At 36.9% G+C, this 11821-nt stretch carries 11 protein-coding genes; 7 read left to right on the top strand and 4 right to left on the bottom strand.

Annotated features, from left to right (window positions below; translation table 11 throughout):
• Positions 1-33 precede the first annotated feature (33 nt).
• The 5 genes from GGR42_RS02095 to GGR42_RS02075 are packed head-to-tail and all read left to right on the top strand — an operon-like array spanning position 34 to position 6575.
• The gene (locus GGR42_RS02095) at positions 34-1587 is read left to right on the top strand and encodes a DEAD/DEAH box helicase (protein ID WP_167960368.1); all 1554 of its coding nucleotides are present in this window, start codon (positions 34-36) and stop codon (positions 1585-1587) included.
• Between the two features lie 26 nt (positions 1588-1613).
• Positions 1614-2957, top strand: coding sequence for a DEAD/DEAH box helicase (locus GGR42_RS02090; RefSeq protein ID WP_167960366.1), 1344 nt, complete (start codon positions 1614-1616; stop codon positions 2955-2957).
• An 11-nt stretch (positions 2958-2968) separates the two neighbouring features.
• On the top strand, positions 2969-4321 hold the full coding sequence (locus tag GGR42_RS02085) for a DEAD/DEAH box helicase (protein WP_167960364.1): 1353 nt from the start codon (positions 2969-2971) through the stop codon (positions 4319-4321).
• A gap of 17 nt (positions 4322-4338) precedes the next feature.
• Complete coding sequence (locus GGR42_RS02080) at positions 4339-5880, top strand: SDR family NAD(P)-dependent oxidoreductase (protein ID WP_167960362.1); 1542 nt, start codon at positions 4339-4341, stop codon at positions 5878-5880.
• A gap of 23 nt (positions 5881-5903) precedes the next feature.
• Positions 5904-6575: a class I SAM-dependent methyltransferase gene (locus GGR42_RS02075; protein WP_167960360.1), complete on the top strand. Its 672-nt coding sequence runs from the start codon at positions 5904-5906 to the stop codon at positions 6573-6575.
• A gap of 139 nt (positions 6576-6714) precedes the next feature.
• Here GGR42_RS02075 and GGR42_RS02070 read toward each other — a convergent pair whose 3' ends face one another.
• From GGR42_RS02070 to GGR42_RS16825, 3 genes are all read right to left on the bottom strand, one after another.
• Positions 6715-7575 carry an alpha/beta hydrolase gene (locus GGR42_RS02070; protein ID WP_167960358.1) on the bottom strand — a complete coding sequence of 287 codons (861 nt, stop codon included), beginning with the start codon at positions 7573-7575 and terminating at the stop codon, positions 6715-6717.
• A gap of 178 nt (positions 7576-7753) precedes the next feature.
• Positions 7754-9025 (bottom strand): reverse transcriptase domain-containing protein, encoded by a 1272-nt coding sequence (locus tag GGR42_RS02065; protein WP_167960356.1) that lies wholly within the window; start codon positions 9023-9025, stop codon positions 7754-7756.
• 197 nt (positions 9026-9222) lie between these two features.
• Positions 9223-9429, bottom strand: coding sequence for a hypothetical protein (locus GGR42_RS16825; protein ID WP_209023914.1), 207 nt, complete (start codon positions 9427-9429; stop codon positions 9223-9225).
• A gap of 431 nt (positions 9430-9860) precedes the next feature.
• Here GGR42_RS16825 and GGR42_RS02060 point away from each other — a divergent pair, with 431 nt between their 5' ends.
• Positions 9861-10310, top strand: a complete 450-nt coding sequence (locus GGR42_RS02060; protein ID WP_167960354.1) for a KTSC domain-containing protein — start codon at positions 9861-9863, stop codon at positions 10308-10310.
• 12 nt (positions 10311-10322) lie between these two features.
• Here the strand turns inward: GGR42_RS02060 and rlmF are convergent, their stop codons facing one another.
• Positions 10323-11180: a 23S rRNA (adenine(1618)-N(6))-methyltransferase RlmF gene (rlmF, locus tag GGR42_RS02055; RefSeq protein WP_167960352.1), complete on the bottom strand. Its 858-nt coding sequence runs from the start codon at positions 11178-11180 to the stop codon at positions 10323-10325.
• A gap of 154 nt (positions 11181-11334) precedes the next feature.
• Between rlmF and GGR42_RS02050 the strand changes: the two genes are divergently transcribed.
• Complete coding sequence (locus tag GGR42_RS02050) at positions 11335-11820, top strand: PepSY domain-containing protein (RefSeq protein ID WP_245201375.1); 486 nt, start codon at positions 11335-11337, stop codon at positions 11818-11820.
• The last annotated feature ends 1 nt before the right edge of the window (position 11821 follow it).

Here is an 11821-nt window from a genome sequence, read left to right as displayed (position 1 = left end):
AGGCTGTAAATTTGCACTCCCTTAAAAAATGGTATGGCAGAATTGGCACAAGAACTTCAGGAAAAGAAAACAGACAAGGAACTTTATAGCTATCAAAAAGGTGCTATTGATAAAATCTTTGAAAAGTTTGATACCGCTCCTGATGATTACCATCTTCTTTATCAGCTTCCAACAGGTGGTGGTAAGACGGTTATTTTCTCAGAAATGGTACGTCAGTATCTAAAGCACCATAACAAGAAGGTACTGGTAATGACCCATCGTGTGGAGCTTTGTAGGCAAACTTCAGAAATGCTTACCAGCTTTGGTGTAATCAATAAGGTGGTGAACAGTACTGCAAATTTGGATGATCAGAATGACTATGTTTGTTTTGTTGCCATGGTGGAGACACTTAACAATAGGCTAAATGACGACATGTTGGATATTTCCGATATCGGTTTGGTCATTATAGATGAGGCGCATTACAATTCCTTTACCAAACTTTTTAAATTCTTTGAAAAATCTTTTATCCTAGGGGTAACGGCAACTCCACTTAGTTCCAATAAGGAGCTGCCAATGAAGGATAATTATAATGAACTGATTACTGGGGAAAGTATAGAAAACCTAATTGAAAATGAATTTTTGGCTCGTGCCGAGGTGTTTCAATATGATATGGGTCTTACTTCTTTAGAGGTGGGCTCTAATGGGGACTACACCGTAAAATCATCCGAGGATCTATATTCTAGTCCGGCCATGTTGGATAAGCTTTTACAGGCTTATTTAAAACATTCCAAGGACAAGAAGACATTGATATTCAACAACGGAATTAATACATCCGTACATGTATACCATACGTTTAGAGCAGCAGGATTGCCAGTAATGCATTTGGACAATACCGCTACCAAGAAACAGCGTAAGCAAATTTTGAAATGGTTTAAGGAAACTCCAAACGCTATTTTAACATCGGTGAGTATTCTTACCACAGGTTTTGATGAACCCACTATAGATACCATTATCTTGAATAGGGCCACAAAATCTTTGACATTATATTATCAAATGATTGGACGTGGTTCCAGAATTTTGAACAATAAGACCAAGTTTTCAGTTATAGATTTAGGTAACAATTACTATAGGTTTGGTCCTTGGGGTGCCGATTTGGATTGGCAGACTATTTTTAGCTCGCCCAAATTTTATATGGAGCGTTTGGTTGGAGATGAGGAAATAGAGGCTAATTTTAAACACGAAATGCCCGAAGAACTTAGGGCTGAGTTTTCCAAGTCCGAAGATGTTTATTTTGATATTAAGGCTACCTATACAGATGCCGTAGCTATGGGGGAATCCTCAAAAGTAGTGCTTGAACGGTCTATTGCGCACCATGCAAAAATATGTACAGAGAACAGTGAGGATGTTTATGATGCTTTGGCATTGGCCAAATTACTAGAGGGTGATATTGATCAACGTATAGAAACCTATGCAAAATGCATAAGTAGGAGCACCTATAATTTTTTAAGCTGGTTAAAGGATGATTATCAGAAAAAATTAAACTCTTATCTGCGCCAAAATTTTGATGATATTTTTGAGGAAATCCATGGCTATCCGCCTGAGGATTAATGGCTATCTTTGCCGAAAATTAATTCATGTCTAAACAGTTTTCTGAACTTGGAATCAATGCTAAGCTTCAAAAAGGATTAGCTACTTTAAAGATTTCCGTTCCTACAGATATCCAAAAGAAAGCAATTCCTATTTTATTGGAAAAACAGGACGACCTTGTTGGTTTGGCAAAAACTGGAACAGGGAAAACTGCTGCTTTTGGATTGCCCTTGTTACAACTGGTGAATGTTGAAATAACTGCTATACAGGCTGTAATTTTAGTGCCAACCCGAGAGCTTGGGCAACAGATTTACACCAATTTAGTTTCTTTTGCCTCTAAGATACCCGAGATTTCTATCGCTTCAATCTGTGGTGGCACACCTATAAAACCTCAGATAGAAAAATTAAAAAGTACTACACATATTGTTGTGGCTACGCCAGGGCGTCTTATAGATTTAATTCAGCGAAATGAAATCAACCTCAAAGGTGTAAAATATTTGGTGTTGGATGAAGCAGATGAAATGGTGAGTTCCTTAGGGGATGGGTTGGATAAAATTGTGGCAGAGTTGCCAAAAAATAAAAGAACCATCTTGTTCACGGCAACTATGCCAGGGACCATAAAACAGTTGATACAAAATTATATGTCCAAGCATGTAATGGAGGTAAAGGCGGATATGGAAACTGTGGGCCATAAAGGAATAGACCACCAATATGTGGTTGTTGATCCCATTGAGAAATTGGAAGTGTTGATGCATTTTCTAAGCTCAAGAGATGGTGAGCGTGGCATTATCTTCTGCAAGACAAAAGCAGCGGTTAACAAATTGGCCAAGAATTTGGCCATAAACAAGTTCTCTTCTGGGGCCTTGCACGGTAGTTTGTCCCAACCCATTCGTGACCGGATTATGGGACAATTTAGGGAAGGACATATTAATATCCTTGTAGCAACTGATTTGGCTGCTAGGGGGATAGATGTTAAAGAAATATCCTATGTGGTCAATTATCATTTACCAGATGTATATGAAGTGTATGTGCATAGAAGTGGGCGTACGGCCAGGGCCGGAGCAAAAGGCTTTGCACTAACGGTATTGCAACAAGAAGAGGTAGAGGATATTGCGGATTTTGAGAAGGAACTGGGCATTACTTTTAAAAAGTTTAAAAAGGCGGATGCCCAAAGTATTGATGAAAACAATACGCTTTTATGGGCAAAAAAAATCTTCAAAACAAAACCCAATAGAGCTGTATCCGGGGAGTTTAAGGAAAAAATACACACGATTTTCCATCATCTTACAAAAGAGGAACTCGTGGAGAAAATTTTAGGGAATTATATTGTGGAACACACTAATTTGCCCACTGTAAAAAAGGAGGAATCAAAGAACGACTCCCAGTTTTAAAAGTAAGCCATATGCAATCTTTCGAGGATTTTAAAATAAACAATCAATTACGGAATGCCATTACCGATTTGGGTTTTGAGAAACCCACTCCAATTCAGGAGCAGGCATTTTCTGTGATAATGTCTGGTAAGGATATGGTGGGCATAGCCCAAACGGGTACAGGAAAAACCTTTGCCTATATGTTGCCCATATTACAAATGCTCCCTTTCTCAAAGGAGCTACATCCAAGGGTTCTGGTTGTGGTACCTACACGGGAGCTGGTTGTACAGGTTGTGGAAGAGATAGAAAAATTCGGGAAATATTCCTCTGTTCGGGTAACTGGTGTGTATGGTGGCACCAATATGAACCGACAAAAAGAAGCACTTGCCCAAGGGGCAGATATTGTGGTGGCCACTCCTGGTCGTTTGTACGATTTAGTTCTGTGCAAGGCCTTGCAATTGAAATCTGTTAAAAAAATGGTGATTGATGAGGTTGATGTGATGTTGGATTTAGGTTTTCGCTTTCAGTTGACCAATATTTTTGACCTGCTACCAGAACGAAGACAAAACATTATGTTTTCCGCCACCATGACCGATGAGATAGAGGTGCTTATCCACGACTTTTTTAGAGGAACCCAAAAAGTATCTGTGGCAGTAAGTGGTACTCCTCTAGATAATATATCGCAACATTGCTATGCAGTGCCTAATTTTTATACCAAGGTTAATCTATTGGTGCATTTGCTTCAAGATGTTGAAGAATTTAACAAAGTGTTGGTTTTTGTATCTAACAAGAGAACTGCAGACCTTTTATTTAAAGAGTTGGAAGAATTCTTTAGTGAAGAAATCTGTTTAATTCACTCCAATAAGACCCAAAATTATAGGATACGTTCTATTCGTCAGTTTGATGAAGGTAAAAATAGAATCCTTGTCACTACCGATGTTATGGCACGTGGATTGGACCTTGATGAAATTTCCCATGTCATTAATTTTGATACACCAAGCTATCCAGAAAACTACATGCACAGGATTGGTAGAACAGGTAGGGCAGAAAAGGAGGGAACTTCCCTTTTGTTTTATACGGAGCAGGAAAAGGAAAGTAAAGAGGCTATTGAAAAGTTGATGGATTTACATATCCCATTGGAGGAGTTGCCACCATCCGTTGATGTATCCAAGGAACTAACAGCTGATGAACGTCCTAAAATTTTGGAACGCAACAATCCCAACAAATTGGAATTGGAGGAGCGTGGCCCCAGTTTTCATGAGAAATCAGAAAAGAACAAAAAAACCAATCAGGGTGGTTCCTATAAGCGTATCATCAAGCAAAAATATAAGAAGCCCAAGACCAAGGGAGATAAGAACTATAACAAGCGTAACAAACGTAAATAGCTGTTTAAGGGTTAATCATGATTAAAGAAGACAAGGAAACGGCTATTACCGAAGCGGAGATTGATAGATGCATTGCCATTCTTGAGCAATTGGTGGATAATACCAATGAGATTTTTGAAATATCCAAAGAGAAGCGTACTGCATTGCTAATAGCTTCTGGAAAACTTTCCAGACCCAATAGAGATGAGTTTTCCCGCAGAAAAAAAGATGCCAAAAAAGCTCAAAAAAGGAAGCAGGCAGCAAAAGACAGAAATGCACGTAAAGTAACCGGTATTCGGAGTGCTCGTGAGGCCACAGTTTTTGTAGCTCCAAAATTGCTCCCGGCAGCAGATGTATCAAAGGAAACTCCTGAATTGGAGTCGCCAAGAAATTGTTATGTATGTAAAACACTCTTTACCAAATTGCACCATTTTTATGATACCATGTGTACAGAATGTGGGGATTTTAATTATGCGAAACGTTTTCAAACGTGTGATTTGGATGGGCAGGTAGCTGTAATTACGGGCTCCCGTTTAAAAATAGGGTACCATATTACTTTAATGTTATTGCGTGCAGGCGCCACGGTTGTGGCAACCACCCGTTTTCCTGCGGATTCGGCCCTGCGCTTTTCCAAAGAGGACGATTTTACACAATGGGGACATCGGTTAAAAATTCATGGATTGGATCTACGTCATATTCCCAGTGTGGAAATTTTCTGTAATTATATAGAGCAGCGGTATGACCGATTGGATATCCTCATCAACAATGCGGCACAAACGGTACGCAGACCGGCTGGATTTTATCAGCATTTAATGGCCAATGAAGAGCGACCTATAGATTCTTTACCCCAATATGCTGCCGATTTATTAAAAGACCACGTAAGTTGTTTAACTGAGTTAAAACAGTTGACAACAACAGCATCGCCCAATAAAAACATGCCTGTAACATGGCATGGTCCAGAACCTGGAATTGGAATACGAGCATCGGCAAAACTGTCCCAGATTCCGTATAGTTTTGATAACTCTTTACAAGCCAGTGAAGTATTCCCAGAAGGGGAGTTGGATGCCGATTTGCAGCAGGTAGACCTTAGGAAAACCAATAGTTGGCGGTTAAAACTGGGTGAAATTGAAACCACGGAAATGATAGAAGTCCAATTGGTGAACTCAGTTGCTCCTTTTGTGTTGTGTAACCGACTTTCAGAATTAATGAAGAAGGATAACACGGGTAAAAAGCATATTATTAATGTTTCTGCCATGGAAGGTAAATTCCATCGCTTTTTTAAGGAAGACCGCCATCCCCATACCAATATGGCCAAGGCAGCACTAAATATGCTTACCCATACAGCGGCAGGTAGTTTGGCAAAAGATGGAATTTACGTCAATGCTGTGGATACGGGTTGGGTAACGGATGAAGACCCTGCCGAATTGGCCAAGCGTAAAGAAGAATTGCACGATTTTCAACCACCATTGGATATTGTTGATGGCGCTGCCAGGGTTATGGACCCATTAATAGATGGGATAAATACAGGAAAGCATTGGAGTGGCAAGTTCTTAAAAGATTATAGACCTATTGATTGGTAGCCAAAGTCAACTTTAGTGCATCCATGAAAAAGAAAGATAACGTTAAAATTAAGACACCTTGGCCAACGAAAGCTGCTATGGAACAGGTTTATGAAAAGAACCTTTGGGGGAATAGCGTTGCTAAGTTTTATTCCGGTGAAGGATCACACGATCCTGAAATAGTAAATCCTTATATAGCAGTTCTAACAACATTTCTAAACTCTTTTACAAACCCCCTTTCGGTATGTGATTTAGGTTGTGGGGATTTTAATGTGGGCAAGGAGTTGGTAAAGTTCACTAAGAACTATGTTGCCGTAGATATTGTTCCTGCCCTAATTGTGCATAATAAAGAGAAATTTGCAGCAGAAAACTTGGAATTCCAGTGCTTGGATATTGCAGTAGATGATATGCCATATGGGGACTGCGCCATACTAAGACAAGTTCTGCAACACCTATCCAATGGGGAAGTACAAAAAATAGTAAGAAAGTTGGCTGCTTTTAACTATGTTATTATAACGGAACATCTACCTGTAGGAGATTTTATACCCAATAAAGATATTATTTCTGGGCAAGGAACTAGACTAAAAAAGCAAAGTGGACTAAACCTATTGGTACCCCTCTTTAATCTAAAAGTAAAAGAAGAAAAACAACTGTTGGCTGTTCCTGTAAATGGGAATAAAGAAGTAATTATAACTACGTTGTATAGGATTTCTTAAGCTTTAATTGTTAATGCACTACCATCCGTTTGTATAAGAAGAATAAGGGGTTAGAGCTTACTTTGCTAATTGGTACAAGACCTTTGTTTTATTTTATGCTTTGGTTTTATCACTTAAACCGCTATTGCTAAACACATGGTTAGGTACTGTTCTTGTTTCTTAAAAGATGATTAAAAATGGCTTTTTGCAATTCAGAGTAATTTGTTTGAATTAGCCAATGTCCAGAATCCAACTCTATAAACTCATAATCATTTTTCATGTATTGATGGCTTTCATTTACGGAGTAAGAACCTATTGCAATGTCCTTATTTCCCCAAATAAATAAGGTTGGGACATGTATGTCCCCGAGTATTTTATTTCTATAAGCTTTCTTTAATAGTTTATAATTACTACGGTAATAATTCAAGGCTGCAGTAAGTTGTTTTGGGTTTCTAAAAACCTCCAAATAATCATTTATTTCATTTGCATCACAATTCTTCCATAGCTTTTTAAATAACCTAAAATCGTTTTTTCTAATTTGAATTTCTGGAAGAAATGGGATTTGAAAGTTTTTAATGTATTGACTCATTTTACTTTGTTCCTTATCAACTACAATTGCTTTTCCAAAAGCTTGTATATGAGGTACAGAAATCCCAGTCCAACTTAAAATACTGTCTTTATGATCATGAACCACTTTCCATCCAATTGCAGCTCCCCAATCATGGCCAATGAGATGAAATTTAGGTCTATTTAGAAATTTAGAAATATTTAAAACATCCATAGCCAATTTATCCAAACTATAGTTTTTTTTACCTTTTGGGGAAGCGCCTTTACTATATCCTCTTAGGTTTGGCGCAACACAATAAAATCCATTTTCAGAAAGACTGGACATTAACTTTTTCCACATGTATGAAGTTTCAGGAAAACCATGTAAAAGAATCACTAACTCATTTTCTTTATTGCCATCAGTTCGACAATCGAATCTTAAATTACCAATTCCTATTTGTATAGTTTCTTGCATAACGGTTCAGCTATGATTTCGTTGCGGACATTTCCATCGGAAATCGTCCGCCTAGATCCGAGCCATTTTTTAAAGTTAAGAATTTCCATTTGGAAATTCAGCCCGCAACTAATTATACACTTCTTAAGTTTGATTCAGATTAAGGAAGAATTTGTTTGTTTTTCACCTCAGTTCTTTGTTAGGTGTCGTTTTTTTTATTCCGTTTTGAAGTTAACAATTCCGTGCAAATTGGAATTCCAGATTTTTGTCTTTGCTTGTCAGAAAGACAATCAGGACTTTCATTTTTATGACGATATTTATTCGGAAGTTTTCCTTTTGATGATGGTGTAAACTTCCAATCAAATTTTCTCAATGCGAGAAATAATTGCCTATTAATATAGTAATCGACTTCTTTTGAATATCTTTCAACTTCTGTGTAATAAAATGCTGAAACCCAACCATCAAATACGTTGAACACTTTTTTTAGTAGCGTAAGCACATTGTAGTCTATTTTTCCATTACAAATATCACGGATTTTACTTTTCAGCCGTTCAACGTTTTCAATTGAAGGGTAAAAGGATTTTCCGTCAAAAGTGATTGATAAAAAATCAAAAGTGGATTTTGATAAGTCGACAATTTTGGTTTTATCACTGTCTTCTAAAGGATGAATTTTTAAATCCAATTTAGTTAGAATTTCTAAACTGTCCTTGTAAGCATTTTTACATTCGGTTTCATTTTTGCACATAATTACAAAGTCATCAGCATATCTAACTAATAAGTGTCCTTTGCTTTTTAAATAAATATCGAAAGGTGACAAGTAAATGTTAGAAAGCAATGGTGAAAGCGGATTTCCTTGAGGGATTCCAGTATTTAAGCCGTCGAAATACTTCTTTTCGTGTTGTTTTATTTTATCCAATCCACCAATTTCTTGATTGAGCGCATTGTTTATTAAATCATTTAAGCTGTCATCTGGAAGTTTGGGAAAAATCTGTGTATTTAGAAGTTTCTCTTTGTCTACCTCTCCAAAGAAGTTAATTAAGTCTGCTTCAAGAACGACATCATTTCCACTATCGTAGTGTTCCTTGATTTTTTCAATTGCATCTTTAACTCCAAGTTTTTTTTGATACGCAAAGCTTAATCCTGAACTTTTATCTATTGTCTCTGAAAATTGTTCTTCAAGTTCTATAGCTATAGATTTTAAAACTAATCTATCAGAGATTGTAGGAACTTGTAATGGTCTAAACTTGCCGTTTGACTTTGGAATTAATACAGCTCTGTTTTTTGAGAATTTATAAGAGTTGGCGCGTAAATTTTTAGAAATTGAAGATATTTTATCCTCTAAATTTGCACTAAAATCCTCAATTGAAATATTGTCAATTCCATATGAAGATTTATTTGATTTGTTAAGCTTTCCCCAAGCAGCTAGTAGTTTTTTTTCAGAGGATATTTTGTATAGTAGTGTTTTTTTCATCAATTCTTGTGTTGCAAAGACCTTTTGGAAGACAAACTGTCTGTATGACAGCCTCTACAATATAGACACAGAACCACTTAAGGTTAAATACAGCCCAAAGACGTAAATCGTTCGGACACATATTCTCAAAAGGTGTTCTAGGGCAATCCTGACGATAGATTTATGAGTGAACCTAAAGTCTAACGCAAACTTGACATTTAATTCAAGCGTTTTCTCATCGGCGTTGCGGACGGCATTTTTTTGGATTGAGCTTTCTCGCCCAAATTGATGTTGTGATATATACTCATTTCATTCAAATTTAAGGTTTTTTCTGACTTTTGCAAGTTTTTTGCATTTTTTGCAGAAACAGCTTCTGACTGCCTGCACTCTCTGCTCTTAAAAGAGCTTGATACCATTGTTTCCATTGGTATTGTGCTGTCATACACAATGGCATCAAACGAGAAGCACACAGAACCACTTAAGGTTAAATACAGCCCAAAGACGTAAATCGTTCGGACACATATTCTCAAAAGGTGTTCTAGGGCAATCCTGACGATAGATTTATGAGTGAACCTAAAGTCTAATCCAATATTATTATTTCAATGAACTTATTTTCTGGAAGTTAGATGGCAATATTTATGCCAATGTTCAATGACTGACAGAGTGTCTTTTTCAAATGACACCTAACGTACGGATATTAGTAACGGTATCTATATATCCCTTATAAAAGTAATGAATTAATAAAGGAATCAATATATAGGCCCTACTTAAACTTTATTGCCGTAATACGTTGAATTTTATACAACTATCAAAAGAAAAAGTGTAATTTCGCGGCTGGTTTTTAAAACCCTGGCATATGAAACGTATTAACCAATACAAGAAGTTATTTTCCATAGAAAAGGAAATAGACCTTAAAACCTTAAAAACAACCTATAGAGGTTTGGTAAAACAATGGCATCCAGATAAGTTCTTGGAGGGAGATGCCAAAAAGGAAGAGGCAGAACTTAAAAGTAGGGAGATTATAGATGCGTATCATTTTTTGGTAAGTATAGCTCCCGAGACAAAAGCTGCCAACCTGGAAGAATACAATAAAACTATTTCGGAATCTGGTATCGCAGATTACCAACACAAAGGATTGCTATTGGAAGTTACTTTTTTAGATGGTACTACCTATGAATACTTTGGGGTAAACAGGAATGTATTTATAAAATTTAATAGTTCTCCAAAGCAATACCGTTTTGCCAGAAGAAGTATTTTTAATTCATACCTGTATAGAAAATCCAAGAAGGATTTGGTTCCTGCTTAAATTAAACAGGATTCATTTAAACGTCCAGACCACAATCCTACTTTTCTTATTGCCTTGCTCCATGGGAATAATGGAGTAGGAGGCTTTTAGTTTATTGAGCTGCTTTTTAATTTTAGGAAGATTATCACTTTTTGAGACCAAACACGTAAAAAAGCCCACTTGTTTGGCAAATGCTACGCTTTGTTTGATCATGCGTTTAATAAACAGGGCTTCCCCACCATTGCACCACAGTTCGTTGGCTTGTCCGCCAAAATTTAGTTCTAGGGCACTAGAACCTTTTAAATTCTTTAGTTTCTGTAGTGAACCTTTGCTAGCTTCTTCTTTTGAGGCATGAAAAGGGGGGTTACATAAGGTAAAGTGAAAGTATTCCTTGGGTTGTATAATTCCATTAAAAATATCGGCATTATTGGGTTGGTGCCTTATCTCAATTTTGTTTATTAATTCATGGTTTAAACCTACGTTGTTTCTTGCTGAAACGACTGCGGTCTGATCAATATCTGCTCCAACCATATTCCAATCGTAAATCTGTGCTCCCAAAAGGGGGTAGATGCAGTTGGCCCCAACACCAATATCCAAACCTTTAACGGGTTCTGTCATCCCTTCATTTTTTAGAACATCCGCAATATGATGAATGTAATCTGCCCTTCCTGGAATAGGAGGGCATAGGTAGCCTTCTGGCAACTCCCAATCCGTTAGTTTATAATCACTTAATAGTATGGCCTTGTTTAAAGCTAAAACGGCCTTTGGATTTCCAAAATCAATAGTTTCTGTACCGTAACTATTGGTAAAAACAAAATCTTGTAGTGGTGCATGGCCATTGATCAGCTTTTTAAAATCATAAGTTTTGTTGTGAAGATTTCTAGGATGCACTTTTTAATTTTCAACAAATATATAAATGCTGCCTAATCACCAGCTATTTATAAAAGATATTCTTAGTATTGCAGTTGAATAGATATATAAATTAAATCCAAAGAAAAGTAATTTTAATATGAGTGCAAGAGCAAAAAAATCAACAAGTTTTTATATGAGAATTTTCCACCGCTATTTGGGTTTTTTCTTAGCAGGAATCATGGCGATGTACGCTTTGAGTGGGATTGTTCTCATCTTTAGGAACACGGATTTTTTGAAACAGGAAAAATTAGTGGAAGAAAAATTGGCACCAAATATGGCTATTGATGAATTGGGAAGGGCAGTGCACAATAGAAACCTAAAAATCACCAAAAAAGAAGGGGATGTTTTTTATTTTTCCAATGGGGAATATAACAATGCCACAGGGATGGCCACGTATACTTCCAAAGAACTTCCTTTTGTCCTGAACAAGATGACCAAAGTACACAAGGCAACTACCAATAGTCCGTTGTTTTGGCTTAATATTTTCTTTGGGGTCTCCTTATTGTTCTTTGTGGTTTCTGCCTTTTTTATGTTTTTACCAAAATCGGACACCTTTAAAAAAGGACTGTATTATACATTGGGAGGAATTGTTCTTACGCTTTTACTACTTTTTGTGTAGC

The sequence above is a fragment of the Saonia flava genome, from assembly GCF_011927795.1.
In the GTDB taxonomy this organism is placed as follows: domain Bacteria; phylum Bacteroidota; class Bacteroidia; order Flavobacteriales; family Flavobacteriaceae; genus Saonia; species Saonia flava.
This window is presented reverse-complemented; position numbering and strand designations above follow the sequence as displayed.

Excerpts from the sequence above, each read along its gene's own strand:
- GGR42_RS16825 (WP_209023914.1), bottom strand. The coding sequence starts at position 9,429 with ATGGAAACAATGGTATCAAGCTCTTTTAAGAGCAGAGAGTGCAGGCAG.
- GGR42_RS02095 (WP_167960368.1), top strand. The coding sequence starts at position 34 with ATGGCAGAATTGGCACAAGAACTTCAGGAAAAGAAAACAGACAAGGAA.
- GGR42_RS02060 (WP_167960354.1), top strand. The coding sequence starts at position 9,861 with ATGAAACGTATTAACCAATACAAGAAGTTATTTTCCATAGAAAAGGAA.
- GGR42_RS02065 (WP_167960356.1), bottom strand. The coding sequence starts at position 9,025 with ATGAAAAAAACACTACTATACAAAATATCCTCTGAAAAAAAACTACTA.
- GGR42_RS02075 (WP_167960360.1), top strand. The coding sequence starts at position 5,904 with ATGAAAAAGAAAGATAACGTTAAAATTAAGACACCTTGGCCAACGAAA.
- GGR42_RS02070 (WP_167960358.1), bottom strand. The coding sequence starts at position 7,575 with ATGCAAGAAACTATACAAATAGGAATTGGTAATTTAAGATTCGATTGT.
- GGR42_RS02090 (WP_167960366.1), top strand. The coding sequence starts at position 1,614 with ATGTCTAAACAGTTTTCTGAACTTGGAATCAATGCTAAGCTTCAAAAA.
- GGR42_RS02085 (WP_167960364.1), top strand. The coding sequence starts at position 2,969 with ATGCAATCTTTCGAGGATTTTAAAATAAACAATCAATTACGGAATGCC.
- GGR42_RS02080 (WP_167960362.1), top strand. The coding sequence starts at position 4,339 with ATGATTAAAGAAGACAAGGAAACGGCTATTACCGAAGCGGAGATTGAT.
- GGR42_RS02050 (WP_245201375.1), top strand. The coding sequence starts at position 11,335 with ATGAGAATTTTCCACCGCTATTTGGGTTTTTTCTTAGCAGGAATCATG.